Origin of the sequence: Streptomyces yunnanensis (genome assembly GCF_029011865.1) — a bacterium.
Taxonomy (GTDB): Bacteria; Actinomycetota; Actinomycetes; order Streptomycetales; family Streptomycetaceae; genus Streptomyces; species Streptomyces yunnanensis.
Genome location: NZ_CP095749.1, coordinates 558,494 through 575,987, shown reverse-complemented (window position 1 = coordinate 575,987; position 17,494 = coordinate 558,494). Strand labels below are relative to the sequence as shown.

The 17,494-nt window shown below is 71.4% G+C and carries 16 protein-coding genes; 13 read left to right on the top strand and 3 right to left on the bottom strand.

The genetic code is table 11. From position 1 onward, the window contains the following. Nucleotides 1-67: 67 nt before the first annotated feature. From MOV08_RS02590 to MOV08_RS02580, 3 genes are all read left to right on the top strand, one after another. Nucleotides 68-730 carry a response regulator transcription factor gene (locus MOV08_RS02590; RefSeq protein ID WP_275305998.1) on the top strand — a complete coding sequence of 221 codons (663 nt, stop codon included), beginning with the start codon at nt 68-70 and terminating at the stop codon, nt 728-730. Next, nucleotides 727-1,950: a sensor histidine kinase gene (locus tag MOV08_RS02585; protein WP_275305996.1), complete on the top strand. Its 1,224-nt coding sequence runs from the start codon at nt 727-729 to the stop codon at nt 1,948-1,950. Before MOV08_RS02590 ends, MOV08_RS02585 begins: the two co-directional genes overlap by 4 nt. Before the next feature lie 150 nt (nt 1,951-2,100). Further along, entirely contained in the window at nt 2,101-2,946 is an 846-nt protein-coding gene (locus MOV08_RS02580) for a methyltransferase domain-containing protein (RefSeq protein WP_275305995.1), read from the top strand. 97 nt (nt 2,947-3,043) lie between these two features. On the opposite strand, the gene MOV08_RS02575 is transcribed toward MOV08_RS02580, so the two are convergent. Continuing rightward, entirely contained in the window at nt 3,044-3,664 is a 621-nt protein-coding gene (locus MOV08_RS02575; protein WP_275305994.1) for an MBL fold metallo-hydrolase, read from the bottom strand. Nucleotides 3,665-4,329: 665 nt separating this feature from the next. Here MOV08_RS02575 and MOV08_RS02570 point away from each other — a divergent pair. From MOV08_RS02570 to MOV08_RS02530, 9 genes are all read left to right on the top strand, one after another. Next, entirely contained in the window at nt 4,330-5,466 is a 1,137-nt protein-coding gene (locus tag MOV08_RS02570) for a DUF4185 domain-containing protein (RefSeq protein ID WP_039629145.1), read from the top strand. Nucleotides 5,467-5,625: 159 nt separating this feature from the next. After that, nucleotides 5,626-5,946, top strand: coding sequence for a GNAT family N-acetyltransferase (locus MOV08_RS02565; protein WP_275305993.1), 321 nt, complete (start codon nt 5,626-5,628; stop codon nt 5,944-5,946). A gap of 43 nt (nt 5,947-5,989) precedes the next feature. Then, entirely contained in the window at nt 5,990-6,118 is a 129-nt protein-coding gene (locus MOV08_RS02560) for a hypothetical protein (protein ID WP_275305992.1), read from the top strand. 207 nt (nt 6,119-6,325) lie between these two features. Then, the gene (locus tag MOV08_RS02555) at nt 6,326-7,030 is read left to right on the top strand and encodes a DUF2470 domain-containing protein (RefSeq protein ID WP_275305990.1); all 705 of its coding nucleotides are present in this window, start codon (nt 6,326-6,328) and stop codon (nt 7,028-7,030) included. Nucleotides 7,031-7,292: 262 nt separating this feature from the next. Next, nucleotides 7,293-8,741 (top strand): DHA2 family efflux MFS transporter permease subunit, encoded by a 1,449-nt coding sequence (locus tag MOV08_RS02550; protein WP_275305989.1) that lies wholly within the window; start codon nt 7,293-7,295, stop codon nt 8,739-8,741. Nucleotides 8,742-8,842: 101 nt separating this feature from the next. Then, nucleotides 8,843-9,499, top strand: a complete 657-nt coding sequence (locus tag MOV08_RS02545; protein ID WP_039629138.1) for a TetR/AcrR family transcriptional regulator — start codon at nt 8,843-8,845, stop codon at nt 9,497-9,499. Then, on the top strand, nt 9,496-10,986 hold the full coding sequence (locus MOV08_RS02540) for an MFS transporter (RefSeq protein ID WP_275305987.1): 1,491 nt from the start codon (nt 9,496-9,498) through the stop codon (nt 10,984-10,986). The genes MOV08_RS02545 and MOV08_RS02540 overlap by 4 nt, the downstream gene beginning before the upstream one ends. Nucleotides 10,987-11,343: 357 nt before the next feature. Further along, a complete protein-coding gene (locus MOV08_RS02535; protein WP_275305985.1) occupies nt 11,344-12,435 on the top strand; it encodes a hypothetical protein in 1,092 nt (363 codons plus the stop codon). Further along, the gene (locus MOV08_RS02530) at nt 12,432-13,220 is read left to right on the top strand and encodes a methyltransferase domain-containing protein (RefSeq protein WP_275305983.1); all 789 of its coding nucleotides are present in this window, start codon (nt 12,432-12,434) and stop codon (nt 13,218-13,220) included. The genes MOV08_RS02535 and MOV08_RS02530 overlap by 4 nt, the downstream gene beginning before the upstream one ends. 62 nt (nt 13,221-13,282) lie before the next feature. Here MOV08_RS02530 and MOV08_RS02525 read toward each other — a convergent pair whose 3' ends face one another. Continuing rightward, nucleotides 13,283-13,795: a MarR family winged helix-turn-helix transcriptional regulator gene (locus MOV08_RS02525; RefSeq protein ID WP_063777413.1), complete on the bottom strand. Its 513-nt coding sequence runs from the start codon at nt 13,793-13,795 to the stop codon at nt 13,283-13,285. 139 nt (nt 13,796-13,934) lie between these two features. Here MOV08_RS02525 and MOV08_RS02520 point away from each other — a divergent pair, with 139 nt between their 5' ends. Continuing rightward, nucleotides 13,935-15,626 carry an alpha-keto acid decarboxylase family protein gene (locus MOV08_RS02520; protein ID WP_275305982.1) on the top strand — a complete coding sequence of 564 codons (1,692 nt, stop codon included), beginning with the start codon at nt 13,935-13,937 and terminating at the stop codon, nt 15,624-15,626. A 31-nt stretch (nt 15,627-15,657) separates the two neighbouring features. On the opposite strand, the gene MOV08_RS02515 is transcribed toward MOV08_RS02520, so the two are convergent. After that, complete coding sequence (locus tag MOV08_RS02515; protein WP_275305981.1) at nt 15,658-17,250, bottom strand: glycosyltransferase family 39 protein; 1,593 nt, start codon at nt 17,248-17,250, stop codon at nt 15,658-15,660. Nucleotides 17,251-17,494: the final 244 nt, after the last annotated feature.

The following is a 17,494-nucleotide window of genomic DNA, read 5'->3' as shown; positions in this document are numbered from 1 at the left end:
GAATCTCGCTCGATACCTACCGCCATTCTCATGGAATTCTCAGAAACCGTGGAAAGGGCCGGCGCATATGCGGGTTTTGGTGGTCGAGGACGAGCAGTACCTGGCGCGCGTCCTGGAGCTCGGGCTGCGCCGCGAGTCCATCGCCGTCGACGTCGTGCACGACGGCGGCACCGCCCTGCAACGGGTCGCCGTCTACGACTACGACGCGGTGGTGCTCGACCGCGATCTGCCCGGGGTCCACGGCGACGAGGTGTGTCGCCGCATCGTCGCCACGGGCCTGGACTGCCGCATCCTGATGCTCACGGCCGCGGGCAGACTGGGCGACAAGGTGGAGGGCCTCGGCCTGGGCGCGGACGACTATCTGGCCAAGCCCTTCGACTTTCCCGAACTGGTCGCCCGTCTGCGGGCGTTGTACCGGCGCAGCCCCATGGCACACCCACCCGTCCTGACCTTCGCCGACCTCAGCTTCGACACCCATCGCCGTCGTGTGACGCGCGCCGGCGTCGAGATCCGCCTCACGCCCAAGGAACTGGCCGTCCTGGAGTTGCTGATGCGCGCCGACGGTGGGGTGCTCAGCACCGACCACCTGTTGGACAAGGCGTGGGACGCTCACACCGACCCGCTCACCAACGCGGTACGCCTCGTGGTGCACACCCTGCGTAAGAAGCTCGGCGAACCCCGGCTCGTACACACCGCGATCAGCGCGGGCTACTACCTGGGGACCGCATGAGATTCCGCCGCGGCCGCGGCCGGACGCGCACGCTCAGCATCCATGCCAGGCTCTTCCTCGGCTTCGGCGGGGCGCTGGCGGTCTGCTCGGCACTGATGGTCGCCATCATCTACGTCGGCATCCGGTATCTGCCCACCTACGACCTCACCACGCCCGTCGAGGTGCCGTCCCCGTCTTCCACGGCACCCGGCGCGATCCGGCCGACCCCCGACGCCCAACCATCCAAGTCCCTGCGGGAGGGCCGGCGGATCGACGCGTCCGGGCTGATCCGCAACAAGGAGGACGTCTGGTCGACGGTCCTCCTGGTCTCCGTCAGCGGGGTGCTCGTTGTCCTGGTCGTCGGCCTCGGCGCGGGATGGGTCCTGTCACGGCGGCTGCTCGCGCCCCTGCACACCATCAATCGGGCCGCGGCCAAGGCCGGCGAGGGGGATCTGTCGTACCGGATCAACGCCCAAGGCCCGGCAGACGAGTTGAAGCAGCTGGCCGACACCTTCGACACCACCCTGGCCCGCCTGGAGGAGTCCTTCGCCGCCCATCAACGGTTCGCCGCGAACGCCTCGCACGAGTTGCTCACCCCGCTCGCCACGACACGGGCGATCCTGCAGATGGCGGCGGCCGACCCGTCGAAGGAGGAGATCGCCGAGCTGGTGCCGATGCTGCGGGAGACCAATGAGCGCAACATCCGCGTGGTGCAGGAGCTGCTCCGGCTCGCGGTGGCGGGCCAGGCGATCCACGACACCGAACCGGTCGACCTGGCCGAGCTCGCCGCACAGACCGTCGACGCCGCGCGCGCCGACCGACCGGCGCAGGCCGCCGGCGTCTCGCTCGCCCTCGCCACCGACACCGCCGCGGCCTGCACCGTCCGTGGCAGCGCGACGCTGCTGCGCCAACTCGTGGTGAATCTCGTCGACAACGCCCGCACCCACAACGTGCCCGGTGGCACCGTGCGGGTGCGGGTCGCCGCGCACGACGACGAGGTCGTCCTGGAGGTCGCCAACACCGGGCCGCCGGTCGCCCCGGACGTGGTGGACCGCCTGTTCGAGCCCTTCTACCGGGCGCGTCCCCGCGTGGCCAGCGACCGCAGCGGGCACGGCCTGGGCCTGGCGCTCGTCCGCTCCCTCGCGCACGGCCATCACGGCACCGTGACGGCCCGGGCACAGCCGACCGGTGGGCTCCTCGTCCGCGTCACGCTGCCCGCGTGGCCGGGCGGGCGGGACTGACGGTTGCGCGAGCGCCGGCCTGCGAACGGGGCACACCACCGGATCCAACAGGCAGGCAGGCGAAGGCGATGGTGGTGGCGGCGATGGCCGGAGCGGCGGAGGCTGTTCGATCGGCGTACCGGCCCGGAGCGTGCCTGCTACTTTCGGGTGGTGACGGACGAAGAAGCTGCCCGGCAACGGGACAAGGGATATCTGCTCGACAACCGACAGGCCGAGGCCGGGGAGCGATTCGCGGCGCTGTCCCGGTTGTTCGACCCGGTGACGTTCCGACGGCTGGGCGCGCTGGGGGTTGCCGAGGGCTGGAGTTGCTGGGAGGTCGGGGCGGGCGGCCCGAGTGTGCCCGGGTGGCTGGCCGAGCGAGTCGGGGAGAAGGGCCGGGTACTGGCCACCGATCTCGATACGTCGTGGATGCCGCAGGCCGGCGCGCCGTACGAGGTGGTGCGGCACGACGTGGGCGCCGACGAGCCGCCGGAGGGCCCGTTCGACCTGGTGCACGCGCGGCTCGTCCTGGTGCATGTGCCGCGGCGCGAGGCCGCGTTGCGGGCCATGGTGCGGGCGCTGCGGCCCGGCGGGTGGCTGCTGCTTGAGGATGCCGATCCGGCGCTGCAACCGCTGGCCTGCCCCGATGAGTACGGGCGCGAGCAGGAGCTGGCGAACCGGATCCGGCGCGGGTTTCGCGCGCTGCTCGCGGAGCGGGGCGCGCAGCTCGACTTCGGCCGTACGCTGCCCAGGCTGCTGCGTACGGCGGGGTTGGTCGATGTCGAGGCCGATGCGTACTTCCCGATCACGTCTCCGACCGGCAGTGCGCTGGAGGCCGCGACCGTGCGGCAGATCCGGGATCGGCTGATCGAGGGCGGGTTGGCCACGGCCGAGGAGATCGAGGAGCATCTGGCGAACATCGCGTCCGGGAGCCTGGACACCACGACGGCACCGTTGATCTCCGCCTGGGGACGGAAACCGCTGTCCCGGCCCCTTCCCCAGGCCCAGACGCAGTAGGGCACGCCGCCGCCCGTACAACCTCTCCGCGGGCGGCGGCCCCGGGGTCTGTCCGATGGGTCATGGCCGGGTCCGACCCCGACCCATCGGACAGACCCTAGAGCTCGACGCTCTCGCCGGGGCGGAGCCGCCGGACATCGGCGCCTGTCCGCCCGGCTTCCCTGGCCAGGACGTCGTCCAGGACCTTCAGACCCCACTCGTTGAGCAGGCCGTCGTGGATGGCGTACGCGCGACGCGGTGCCATCCGGCGCAGGTACTCGATCATGGCGGGCACCGTCAGCCACGGTGCCTGGCCGGGCAACAGGAGCGTGGGCGCGTCGACCACCGTCAGGGCGTCGCCCGGGTGGAAGACCTCCCCGTCGACCAGGAATCCGACGTTGTCGACCGGCGGCGCGTCCGGGTGGCTGTGGTGATGCTTGTCGCCGGCGACCGACACCTCGAAGCCGGCGACGGAGAAGTGGTCGCCGCCGCGGACCACGTGCACGCGTTCGCCGAACTCGCCCAGCTGCTCGGCGACTCCGGCGCAGGTGTAGACGGGTGCCCGGGATCCTCGCAGGCGTTCGGGGTCGAAGTGGTCGAAGTGCTGGTGCGTGATGAAGACGGCCTCGGCCCCTGCCGAGGCATCGGGCTCAGGGGTCATCACGCCCGGGTCGATGACGACCGCACGGCCGTTCTTCTCCAGCCGTACGCAGGCGTGACCGAACTTGGTGATCTTCATGGCCGACACTCTGCCAACTGCCCGGCGGCGCGACACCGGTGTTCGCGATCGGCCGAACGCGCGGGACGTGCGTCAGGCCGCGTGCGGCGTGGCGAGCAGCAACTCGGTGTTGAGGTCCGCCGGGGAGCCGACTTTCTGCTCGGGGGTGGGCGAGGAGCAGGCGTCGTTGTAGGCGAGCTCCCGGTTGGTTGCCGGTGGTCAGCCCGTCGTAGGCGGCCGCCATGCAGCGTTATGTGCGGTGAACTCGGCGTTGCGACCCGGGTGTCGGTGACGGCCGGCGTGCGTGACGACGCCATCCGGCCGGGCGGTCGCCGACCGGGCGCGGGCCCAGGCATCCCGACCAGCCGGGTCATCGTCGTGTCATCGCCATTTCATCGGCCGTGGCTAGCGTCGACGCCGTTCGGTGCAGGCAGATTTCCGCGCGTCGTCGTCTCCTCACCAGGGACCGGCGCACGGGGGGACGTAAAGAAGGTGGCACATGGGAAGGGTCAGGCGGAGGTGTCCGCGCGATGTCTGTGCGGACGTTCACCGGGGCCTGTCTGTCGAACGTGCGCACCGCGGTGAACCCCGCCCCGCGCAACGCGTCCTGAGCGGCGGCGGACGTCGCCGCGCGCCCGTCGGCACCTCCTTGTACACATGAGTCGGCTCGGAAAGGCATCGACACAATGACACGTCCATCGGACGAGCAGGACGCGACGGCCGGCGGGCACTCCCGCCGCAAGCTCCTCAAGATCGGTCTCGGCGCGGCCGTGGGGGCGGGGGTCATCGGTTCGGGTACCGGGATCGCGCGGGCCGGCGGGCCGAACGACCCGTCCAGCCCGACGATCGCGTACAAGGTGAAGAACCTGAGCGGGCCGGCCGAGACCGGTCCGTTCGCCTCGCCGTGGACCGACCTCGGCATCCCCGTGCTGTGCCCGAACGGCACCATGCTGTTCGTCGGCGGCGACACCTTCAACGGCGACCACGTACCGCAGCCGGGCGAGCCCGCCGACGACTGGCGCGCCCCGGTCGGCCTGCGCTCAGGCAGCGCGGACCTGAACAACCTGCGCATCGACGGCAGCGTCGGCGGTGGGCACGCCAACAGCCTGGTCGACGAGCCGCACAACCCGGTCGGCGACAAGGCCACGACGGCGATCCCCTCCGATGTGTTCGTCGTCGATGGCGTCATGTACATGCACCTCATGCGCGGTGTCATCTACGACACCCACCACACGGACTTCTGGCGCTCCACCGACAACGGCGAGACCTGGGAGTACCTGTGCCAGTGGCCGGGCGACCTGCACGGCGGCCAGTTCCAGCAGAAGACCTACGCCGTGGCCGGTGACGGCTACTGCTACGTCCTGTCCACTGTCTTCAACCGCGAGGTGGACTCGGGCATGCTGCTGCACCGGGTGCGCAAGGAAGACCTCGGCAACCCGGACGCCTACGAGCCGTGGGGCTACGCCGACGGTGACTGGCGGTGGGGCGCACCTCCGACGACGGTCTTCGGCGTCCGCAAGTGGGGCGAGATCTGCTTCCGCGCCATGGACGGCAAGTACGTCCTCACCTGGCTGAACATGAACCCGCTGTCGATCCGGGCGATGGTCTTCCCGCTCCCGACGTCGGACCTGACCAAGACGTTGGAGCAGACGATGATCCTGCCCGGCGCTCCGGGCCAGGAGGTGGGCAACCTCGTCGCCAGTCCGTACGGGGGATTCGTCGTGCCCGGTTCGACGTTCGGCAACTTCCACATCGTCGTCAGCCAGTGGTACGACTCGCGGAACTACCGGTTCATGCAGTACAAGGTCCACATGCTGTCCTGAGCCGGCGCAGTCTGTCGGGCGCCGTCCACGGCCGGCGCCCGCACACCGTCCCGTCCCTGACCTTGCCCCAGGTCAGGGACGGGATCCGCGCTTCTTCACGCGAGCGCCGCCGACCGCAGGGCCTTGGCGCGGGGCTCACCGCAGGGCGATCATGTGGCCATGAGCCTGTCGACCGAGCCCTGCATACCGGCGGGGAGCCTGTCCTCCGGTGCGCGCCAACCCACGCTGCTGACCTCCGACGGCGGGCTGCTGTTGCGGCCTTGGGCAGGGGACGATGCCGTGGCGCTGCACCGCGCCTTCGAGGACACGACGATCCAGTACTGGTCCCTGCGTCGCATGACCTCGCGCGCCGAGGCCGAGGAATGGATCGCAGCCGCCCACCGCCAATGGCGGGAGGAGCGCGGTGCCCAGTGGGCGGTCGTTCCCGCGGACGGCGGGGAGATCCTGGGACGGCTGGCCTTGCGCTCGATGGATCGCTGACGGTACCGCGCATCCGGCCATCCCTCTGGACATCGTCATCCTGATGGTCCTCAAGGGCCGCGAACGGACCACCGCCGAATTCGAGGGCCTGCGCACCCGCTCCGGGTTCCCTCTCGACCGCATCGTGCCGGCGCCGTCCCCGTCCTCGATCGTCGAGGCCCGGGCGGTCTGATCCCGCGAAGGTCGACCACCCCGCCCGCGGCTCTCGGGGCGCACCCGGAAGGTGCGGGCACCGGTGCCGGAATCCGGTCCGCCGGCGGGGCATCCGATCCGGTGACATCCGGACGGCGCGGGGCGGTCGGGGGCGCTCGCACGCCAGATCCAAGTAGGTTAGGTTAGGCAAACCTAAGTTCCCTCTTGCTTGGTCTGGAGAAGTCGGATGCGCTCATCCCGTGCCCGTGCCATCACACCGACCGCTGCCGAGCGCGTCCGCTCGATCCTGACCGTCGCCCACTCCATGACCGTGGTGAGCGACGGGTTGCGCAGTGAAGTCCACCGTCTCGACGGGGTCGGGGCGACGGGTCTCTTCCACCTGCATGCCCCGTGCGAACGCGTCGACGCCCCTTCGGCGGGGCGCGTCCCGGTCCGTCTGGAGCTCACCGACATCGCCCCCACCCCCGTCCGTGACCGGCTGCGCGCCCGGGTCGCGGTGGCCGGACTCCTGGCCGCCCCGTACAACTCCGCTTCCGAGAGCAGTACTTGCCTGGAGTTCGGCCAGGCGGTCCTGGAGGACGCGGCAGGGCGTGCCTACGTCACGCTCCAGGAGCTGGAGGCGGCCGAGCTCGACCCGTTGGCGAAGGACGAGGCCGAGATGCTGACCCACCTCGTCGACGCACACGGCGAATTCGTTCCGCTCCTGCTCCGCCTCGTCTGTCCCGTCCCCGAAACCGGCGTGCTGCGTGCCCTTCCGGTGGCCATGGACCGTTACGGCATCACCCTCCGCCTCGAATACCCCCGTTCCCACCGCGACGTCCGCCTGTCGTTCACCACTCCCGTGACCCGCATCGAGCAGGCCGGCCCCCAGGTCCAGTCCCTCCTGGCCACGGCCCGTCGCCTCTCCCACACCAGTCACCTCCTCGCGTGAACGCGGGGCGCCGCCGGTCGCCGACGACGGCGGTGTCACGGCCTCCGGAGGGGCTGTAGCCCTCGGCGCGCGCCTGATCGATCCTGCGTCCCGACCGGCGAATCAGACGGCGCCAACAATGTGCACAATGCGCCGAGTTGTGGCGCCCTGACCTCATCCCTCGTGCTCGGGTGGCCGATTGCGGGATTACTCGACTGGACATTAGATTGAACTGTCGAGTTCAGTCTCGCTCGTCCTTCCCTCAGTGCGACCGGAGAGGCACATGACGCAAGCGCATGGAGATCGTCTGGAGCCGGGGCTGTTACGACTGATCGGCGTGCTGCTGCTGGGCGGGCTCATGGGCCTCCTCGACAGCACGATCGTGAACGTCGGCATCGGCACGATGGCCCATCACTTCGGCGCCACCCTCAACACCGTCGGATGGGTCGCCACGGGCTATCTCCTGGCCGTCGGTGTCGCCATCCCGTTCACCGCATGGGCGGTGGAACGGTTCGGCAGCAAGAAGATGTGGTTGATCGGGCTCTCGCTCTTCGTCCTGGGGTCGCTGGCCTCCGGCGTCTCCTGGGACATCGAGAGCCTGATCGCCTTTCGTGTCATCCAGGGCTTCGGCGGAGGGGTGCTCGACCCGATCATGCTCACCGTGCTCGCCAAGGTCGCCGGACCGAGCCGAGTCGCCCGGGTCATGGGCCTGATGGGCGTCGTCATCCCACTCGGGCCCGTCCTGGGGCCGATCCTGGGCGGCGTCCTCGTCCAGGGCCTGGGCTGGCGCTGGATGTTCCTGATCAACCTGCCGATCGGACTGGCGGCAATCCTGCTGTCCCTGCGGGTGGTACCGGCCGACCCGTCCTCACGGGAACGCTCCGCCGCTCCCCGACTCGACATCATCGGGCTGGCGCTGCTGGGCCCGGCCTTCGCCATCCTCGCCTTCGCGTTGTCGCAGGCCGCCGGCGACGCCGGATTCGGCGCCGCGCCCGTGATCGGCGCCCTCGTTCTGGGGGCGGTGCTGCTGGCTGCCTACGTTGCCCACGCGGTCCGGGTCGGGGTGAAGGCCATCATCCGGCTGAGTCTGTTCCGCAGTCGCAGCTTCAGCGCCAGCGTCACCGTCATGGGTCTCACCGGAATCATGCTCTTCTCGATGCTTTTCCTGGTGCCGCTTTACCAACAGCGAGTCCGTGGGCACGAAGTCCTCGCGGCAGGTCTCCTTGTCGCCCCGCTCGGCATCGGCTCCTTCCTGGCCATGCCCATCGCCGGCCGCCTCGGCGACACGGTCGGCGCCCGACGACTGGCCCCCCTCGGCGGCCTCATCGTCGCCCTCGGCGCGCTCGTCCACACCCAGGCAGACGACCGCACCAGCGAAATCCTCCTGGGCCTGTGCGCCTTCGCTGCCGGTGTCGGACTGGGCTTTATCGGTGCACCCACCATGGGCTCGCTCTACCGGACGCTGCCCCAGGACGCCATCGCCCAAGGCACTTCGGCGCTCTACATCATCAACCAGCTTGGTGCGTCCCTCGGTACCGCCGTCGTCGCGCTCCTGCTCCAGAGTCAGGCGGACGCCAGCAGTACGCAGGTGCAGTCCTTCCGGGGCGCCTCGTGGTGGGTGTTCGCGGCGGCCGTCGCTGTCCTGGTCTCGGGCTGGTTCCTGCCGGGCAGGGCGGCCACCGCGCCAGTCGCCGAGGAGCCGGCGGCCGTGGAGGCGTCCGCCCGGTCGTGAGTCGGTGGGGGAGCGCCGGTACGGAACGTTCCGGCCGGGTGAGGGCAGGGGGTGGCGAGGGGCGAGTAGACACTGTCTACTCGCCCTGGTAGACAGTGTCTATGCATAGTGAGAGCTCACTTCGGGAGCGGTTGGTCGATGTGGGGGTGGACCTCGTTCTGAGCGAGGGATCCGCGTCGTTGGGACTTCGTGAGATCGCCCGCCGGGCAGGGGTGTCCCACGGGGCGCCGCGGCGGTACTTCCCCACGCACCACGCCCTGCTCTCCGCGATCGCCCGACGCGGCTTCGCGGACCTCGGCGCCCGGTTCGCGACCGCCCTCGCCGACGCCACGACGGCGCGGGATCAACTACAGGCGGTTGCACGGGCGTACGTCGGATACGCGCTGGAGTGCCGAGGCATGTTCGAGCTGATGTTCCGTCACGAGCTGCTCGACAGCGAACAGCACGGGTCGGACCAGCCGCGGCTGCGGGAGTCGACCCTGCCGCTTTTCGAGCACATGGTCGCCCTCGTCGCCCGATGCCGGGCGGAGCAGGGGACCGCGCACCAACCCGGCGGTCCCGACGGGACGATGACAGAGGCGGCGGTCACGGCCGCCGCCCTGTGGTCGAACCTGCACGGCATCGCCCAACTGTGGGCGTGGGGCAGTCTGCCGCTCGTGCTCGATGCCCAACTCCCCGACGATGCACCGCGCGTCGACCGACTCGATCAGTTCGTCGCGGCGGTGCTGGACACTCACCTGGGCCCGGTGAGCTCTTGACCGCGCCCCCGCGGCGACACGTCGCGCTCCTGGCCAGCATGGCCGGCGCGATGCTCGTCGCGCTGGACGGCACGGTGCTGCTGGTGGCGCAACCCGGCCTGCAGCATGATCTCGGCGCGAGCATGGCGCAGGTCCAGTGGACGAGCACCGGCTATCTGCTCGCGGTGGCCTCGCTTCTCGTCATCGCCGGGCGCCTGGGAGACCGGTACGGTCATGCGCGGCTGCTGTTCGCCGGCGTACTCGGATTCGGGGCCGTCTCGGCCGGTATCGCGCTCGCTCCGTCGATCGGCTGGGTGATCGGACTGCGCGCCGCACAGGGCGTGTTCGGCGCGCTGCTCCAGCCGGCGACGCTCGCGCTGTTGCGGCTGACCTATCCGGCGGACCGGCTCGGCACACCGGTCGCCCTCCGCACGAGCGCCATCGCGGTGGCCTCGGGAGCCGGTCCGGTCCTCGGGGGCGTCCTCGTCGCGCATCTGGGCTGGCGTGCCGTGTTCTGGATCAACGCCCCCATCGCGGTCCTGATCGCCGCACTCACCCTCGTCGTCCGACCGCCGGCACCCCGGCCGGCACCTTCTCAGCGGCTCGACGTCGCCGGCGCGGCCCTGCTGGCGACCGTGCTGGTCGCCCTGGTCCACACCCTGGCCGGTGTGCCGGCGCACGGATGGACCGGGGCGCCGACGCTGCTCGGACTCCTTGTCGTCGCGGGTCTCGCGGCGCTGCTCGCCTGGCACGAACGCCGCATCGCGCACCCCGTCGTGCCGCATGCCGTGGCGCGGTCCGTGCCGGTGACGGCGTCGATGGCGCTCTTGCTGGTCACCTCTGCCGGCCTGTTCGGCGCGCTGTTCACCGCCACGTTCCACCTCCAGGACGTACTGCGCCTCGATCCGCTCGCCAGCGGCCTGCGCGTCCTTCCGCTGACCGTACTGATGGTCCTCGGCGCACCCGTCGCCAGCAGGGCACTGCGTCGGTACGGCCCGCGCCGCGTCGCGATCGTCGGAACGGCTCTCCTTACCCTCGGCATCGCCGGGCTGTCCCGGTTCGACGACCCGACCAGCACGTGGGTGGCCATGGGCGCGACGTTCGCCGTGGTCGGTGCGGGGTTCGCCACCGTGATGGTCACCGCCACCGGGACCGTCGTCGGTGACGCGCCGGCCGGATACGCCGGGGTCGTCGGCGGCCTCAAACAGACCGCCATGAACATCGGCCCGACCCTCGGCATCGCCGTCGCCGCCAGCGTGACCGGCCTGTCCGCCGGGGGGCCCGCTGTCCCCGGCGCAACTCCCGCCCCGGGGATGGGCCTCGCCCTGCTGGTCCTGGCCGGCTGCGCGGCGCTCGGCCTCCTGCCGGCCGCACTGCTGCCCCGTGCCCACGCCACCGGACAAGCTCGGACAAACCAAGACGAGCCAGGACGCGACCGCCGCGACCCACCCCCCACTCATCGGGAGAGACGAACGAACCCCACACGGTGCGAGAGGCAGCGGAATTGAACCCCGACCCCACAGCCGACGACAGCGATGAGGACCTCGTCGCAACCACCGCATACGACACCTCGGAGATGATGCGGCAGGTGTTCCTGCGTGCGCTGTCCGTCCCACCTCCCGCCTGCCGACGCGACGTTGACCCATCCGCGGACCCGAGCGGTACGTGACGGAGATCGCCAACGTGGGCGGTCCCGGCGGACGAGGACGAAGACGAGGAGGAGGGCGAGGAGGAGGGCGACGGCGTCGGCGTCGGGCGATCTGGTGTTCGGGGTGCGTCACCCGGATGGCCGTCACCTTTGCCGATGTCGGCCGTTGGAGTCTCTGTTGATCTCAGCAACTCCACGAAAGGACAGGTCACGTCCCATGACCGTCGCCGCAGTCGTGGACCGGGTCGCCTCCGGCACGTGGTCCGACTTCGGGTGCGAGGTGAATGCGTTACCACCGGCCGAACTCTTCGACCGGTACGAGCGCTCCCGCTTTCTCTACCCGGCCAAACGGGCCAGGCTCGCCCCCTACTGGCCGCTCATCCTGGAGAACTGGCAGCGCGCCCGCCGGGCCGGTGAGCTGCTCCACTGGGTCGCGAGCCACGAGGAGCCCGGCGGCGGCTGGGCCTCGCTCACCTCCTGGCGTTCCACGCATGCGGGCTGGCAGACCCAGCACCTGGTCAGTTCGGGCACCCTCGCCGGCGGGCGGGCGGTGATGCTGGCGGCGCAGGCGGTCCGGATGGCCGAGCGGCGGGACGTCGCCGCGCAGAACTGGTTCAGCCCCTCCAACCGCTTCGCCGCCCTCGCGTTCGGCACCATCGGGCGAAGCCTCGGTCCCGAGCACTCCCTGGTCGCTCCCGGCGACTACGTGATGGTCCCGCTAGCGCTGGCCCGTGCGCTCCGCCCCGACGGTTCGGCCGGCTCCGTCGCCGAACTGGACGGCGGTGCCTGCCCCGAGCTGGCGGAGCTGGCCCGCCGCTGCCGGGGCGCGGTCTACGCACGGGCCGAGGGGCTGGACCGCGACGACCTGCGCCTCGCCGACGTGGACCGGCTCTACCGCCTCGTCGGGCTGCGCCGCCACCGACGGATCTGGGTCCTGTACGACGCCTCCGGAGCGGTACGGGCGGCGGCGCTCGCCTATCGGGGGCCGCTCGGCTTCAACTTCTCCTTCCTGGAGAATCGTTGCGACGTGCTCATCGCGCCCGGCCTCGACGCGACCGAGACCCGGCGGGCGACGGACGCCCTGCTGGCGGCGGCCCGCCATGCCTACGCGGACTTCGAGCCCGCCGCCGTCCCGCTCACCACCGCCACCCCGGCCGACCACCTGATCCTGGCCGGGGCCGAACCCGTACGCCCGTACACGCGGGCCCTGTGGCTCGCGGAGGCGTACCCCGATCTCTACCGGCACATCGACGAGCTGTACGCCCAGCGGCTGCGCGGCCGGGGCGTCTACCCGAGGAGCAACGCATGACCGTCCCGTATCTGATGGAGGACCGGCGCGAGGCCGGCCGGCTGGTGGCCAAGGTCGACGCCGACGCGTGGGTGCGCACCTATCTGGATCCGGTGCTGCCAAGTACCCCCGGGGCGCGTGTGCTCGACGTGGGCGCCGGCCCCGGTCACATCGCCGAGGCCGTGCTCCGGGCCCGACCGGCAGCGGAGGTGGTCGCCTTCGACGGCAATCCCGAACGGCTCGCGGCGGGCGGGCCGGCCGGCACCCGCCTGGAGAGGCGCTCCGGCGACGCCCGTGCGCTGCCCCTGGCGGACGGTTCCTTCGACGTCGTGTACTCGCGGCTGATGCTCCAGTACGTCGCCGAACGGGAGGTGGCCGTCGGCGAGATGGCCCGCGTCTCCCGGCCGGGCGGCACGGTCGTGCTCTTCGACCTCGACGGCCAGCTCGTCTGGCACGACCCCGTAGGTCCCGAGCTGCGCGCCCTGCTCGACCCGGTCACGAACGCGCTCGCGGCGGCCGGCTTCGACCCGCACACCGGCCGCCGTCTGTACGGGCTCGCCCGCCGGGCCGGGCTGACCGACCTGGACGTGCGGGTCGATCCGTACCACCTGATCGCCGGGCGGATCGACCCGGTCCAGCGCGGCCAGTGGGAGCTCAAGCTCGATATCGCCCGGCCGCTCATCGCACGCGCCCTCGGCTCGCCCGCGGCGGGGGAGGAGGCGGTCGCCGCGTTCCTGGCGCACCTGGACAGCGAGGAGACGTTGACCTACTCGGTGGCCTTCACGGTCACCGGCCGCCGCCGCTAGGCCCCAGGGGCCCGGGCCGCGCCGTGGGGGAACGGTGCGGTCGTGGGAGGTGTCGGCGGGGCTCAGGTCGACCGGGTGTGGTGCTCTTCGTCGTCCCCGGTTGTTCGTTCGCGGTCCGCGACGGCCGCGGTGAAGGCCGACCAGTCCGCCCCGGCGAGCGGGGCGAGGACGGCGCGCCAGCCCTCGGCGGCGGTCGAGCCGGCCTGCTGCAGCGCGGTGTGGAAGAGGGCGCGCTGCCGGGCGTGCAGGGTGCGTTCGAGGGCGGCGCCGCGGTCGGTGAGGTGGAGTTCCTTGCGGCGGCGGTCCTTGGCGCCGGGGGCGACGCGGACCAGGTCCTCGTCGATCAGTCGGCGCAGCGGGGCGTTGATGGCCTGCTTGGTGAGGTCGAGGGTGTCGCAGAGCTCGCCGACGCTCATGCCGGGGGAGTAGGCGAGGAACGTGAGGATGCGGTGGTGGGCGCGGCCCATGCCGTGTTCGGCGAGGGCGTCGTCGGCGGCGCCGGTGAAGGCGCGGTAGGCGAAGTAGAAGAGCGTGAAGTCGCGGTCGAAGGCGTCCGGGCGAGAAGGGTCAAGCATGTTGACATATTACCCCGGGTCCACGTACGCTCGGTATTAAGGTCAAGTACCTTGACCTATTTTGGTGCGCTGTCGTCGGTGCCGATCGGCACTCGGGCGCAGTGCTGAACGTGCAACGCAAGAAAGGCCGGTGACCGCGATGTCGGAGATCACTGTCGGCGCATACCTCCTTCGCCGTCTGCGCGAGATGGACATCGAGCACGTCTTCGGCGTGCCGGGCGACTACAACCTCGGCTTCCTCGACCAGGTGGTCGCCTGCCCCGGACTGGAGTGGGTGGGCACCTGCAACGAACTCGACGCCGGATACGCGGCCGACGGCTACGGCCGGCTGCGCGGCGCCGCCGCGGTGGTGACCACCTTCGGCGTCGGCGAACTCTCCGCCGTCAACGCGATAGCGGGCTCCTATGCCGAGTCCGTCCCCGTCCTCGCGATCACGGGGATGCCCGCGACGGCGGTGGCGACGGCCGGCACGCCCGTGCACCACACCCTCATGGACGGCGAGTACGACCACTTCGGCCGGATGTTCGCGGAAGTCACCGTGGCCCGGACCACCCTGACCGCCCAGAACGCACCGGCCGAGATCGACCGGGTGCTCAACGCCCTGCGCCGACACCGCAAGCCGGTCCACCTCAACCTCCCCACCGACGTCGTACTGGCCCGCGTCCCCGAACCCGCCGCGCCACTGGCCGCCGCCGACGCCCCGACCGATCCCGCACTGCTGGGCGCCTTCCGCGACGCCGCCGCCCGCATGCTGGCCGGGGCCCGGACCGTGACGGTGCTCGCGGGCCACGAGGCGGACCGGCACGGGCTGCGCGCCCAACTCGCCGAACTGCTCGCCGCCGCCCCGGTGCGCGCCGCCGTGTACTCCACCGGGAAGGGCCTGGTGGACGAGGGCGTACCGGGCTTCGCGGGCGTCTACACCGGGGAGTTCAGCGCCAAGTCGGCGCGGATGGCGGTGGAGGACGCCGACTGCCTCATCCTGACCGGTGCGCCCGTCACCGACACCGTGACCGGCGGGTTCACCCACCACTTCCCCGCCGGCCGCACCATCGAACTGCGCCCGGGGCGGGCCACCGTCCGTGGCGCGGAGTTCGCGGGCGTGACGATGACCGATGCCCTCGCGACGCTGACCGCACTGGTCCGGGAAGTGCGGCTGCCCGAGCCCGCGGGCCACGGCACGTTGCCGGCGCCCACCGCGGCACCGGTGGCCGGGCCGGACCGCGGTGCGGTGGACGGCCCGCTCACCCAGGACGCGCTCTGGGCGGCCGTGGGCGCCTTCCTCCCGCCGGCCGGCGTGCTCGTCGCCGAGCAGGGCACCGCGTTCTTCGGTGCCCAGGAACTTCCGCTGCCGCGCGACGCGCGCTTCGTCGGGCAGCCGATGTGGGGCTCGATCGGCTACACCCTCCCGGCCACCCTCGGCACCCAACTCGCCGCCCCCGACCGGCGGTCGGTGCTCGTCATCGGCGACGGCTCCCTGCAACTGACCGCCCAGGAACTGGGCACACTGGCCCGCTACGGCCTGTCGCCCGTGATCGTCGTCATCAACAACGACGGCTACACCGTCGAGCGCGCCATCCACGGTGCCACCGCGCCGTACAACGACATCGCAGCCTGGGACTACACCGCGCTACCGGCCGCGTTCGGCGCCGGCGACCGCTGCGTCACCCGGCGCGTGACGACCCCCGCGGAACTGACGGACGCGTTCCGCCTGGCCACCGACACCCCGGACCGGCTGGTACTGATCGAGGCCGTGCTGCCGCGCGACGACGCGCCCGAGCTGCTCACGGCCCTGGCGGGGAGGTTCGCCGAGCAGAACGACTACGGCAACTGAGCGGAGCGACGCGGCCCCGGGGACGTGCGGGTCACCGGGGCCGCTCGTTCCGTTCGTACGTAGCCACCCGGCGCCCGCCGGCGTCGTCGGACGACGTGAGCGTGAAGTGATGGGCGAGGGTGGAGAGTTTGGCCAGGTCCTGGGGCGTTTCGGCCTGGGGGGAGGAGCCGCTGTCGCTGACGACGACGAGGCGTTTGCGGCTCAGCATGGCAGCCTGGATCTCCGTGGGATCGACCTCGACACCGTAGAGGGTCCCCGAGGCGGTGGGGGACTTGGCCAGCGCGAGGTCGGCGAGGCCGCCGAACGGCGGGGGATCGACGAGCGCCATGTCGCGCCGCTGGGCGGGAAGGAAGACGATGCCGTCGCCCGGGCGGGCCAGCGCGGCGACCTCGCGCGTCGCCGCCCGCACATCGTCGGTCCGGCTCAGGGGGGTGCGCAGGCTCAACTCCAGGGGGAGCAGCGCGAGGAAGGCGACTGCCACCACTGCGCCGAGCAGGGCCTCGGCGCGGGGCCGTCCGCGGTGGTGGCGGGTCCGGATGCGCGCGGCGACCGTCCGCGCGGACCAGGCAAGGGCGGGGCCGACGAGGAGCGACAACCCGAGGGAGGCGTAGAGCACATAGCGGTCGACGTAGAGCGGCTTGACGAGCCAGGAGGCCAGGAGCAGGCCGAGGTGCGGGACGGCGAGCAGCGGCAGTCCCACCGAGGCCGGTGACAGACGGGTGCGTTGCCGGTCCGGTGTCGTCGGCACCCGGGTGCACGCCAGAGCGACGATCAACATGGCCGTCACCCCCAGCAGACTGGCGGCCGAGGGAGGCTGGATCCAGGCCACCAACCGTGTCTGGCGGCTGCTGGCGACGATGAGCGGCAGTGTCCCGGCCACCACGATCACCGCAGTCACCAACCACCGTGTCAACAAGCGGCGTTGGCCCTCGTGTCTGGTGAGCAGGACGGTGATGCCGTGGGCTGCCAGGGCGAAGAGCGAGAGCCAGTTGAGCAGCGCGGTGGCGAGCATGACCGTCGCGTAGGCGCACCAGCGCCAGAGCCCCGCGGTCCGGTTCCGGTGCTCGTCGCGCCGGGCGGAGGTACCGGTCGGCCCGGCCGGACCCAGCACACCCGTCAGCAGCCATGTCCCGACCGCCACCCCCGCGGCCACCAGCGCGAAGGAGCGCCCTTCCTGCGTGTACCGCTGCATCACCGGCAGCAGGGCCAGTGCCAGACCGGCCGCGACGCCCCCCAGGGGGCCGGCGAGCCTGCGTCCCGTCGCCGCGATGACCGCCGCGGCGACCACGCCACCCAACACCGACGGCAGTCGCAAGGCCGTCAGGTTCGCTCCGAAGCCCTCGAAGAGGGCGTGCACCAGCAGGTAGTAGAGGGTATGGACGACGTCCATGTTCCCGATCAGGTGCCAGATCTCGGATGCGGACCGTTGGGCAACCTCCCATGTCGCGGCCTCGTCCCGCCATACCGCCCCCTGCCGGTGCAGCCCCCACAGGCCCAGCGCGAGGGCCAGCGAGGCCGGCAGGCCCGGAACCAGCCAGGCCGGCCACCTGTGCGCACCGACGGGTGCCGGGTCGGCTATTCGTCCGGTGGTGGCGGGGGCCAGGGAGGCGGAAGGGACAGACATAACGTGAACTGTACCCGTAATCCCCACAGCGACTGAGAGAAGTCGCAAGGCTGCGCATTACAGCCGGGATTCCTTACCCGGAACCGCAATTCTCCCGGAGAGTAAGGGGACTGGGCCTGCGCCTATGCCCATGTCCATGTCGACGTCCATGCCGACGTTCATGCTCATGCTCATGCCCATGTCTGGGCCCGGGTCCGGGAAGTCGCCAGGGGCGTGCGGTAGTCAGGTGCGGCAATTTCGCGCA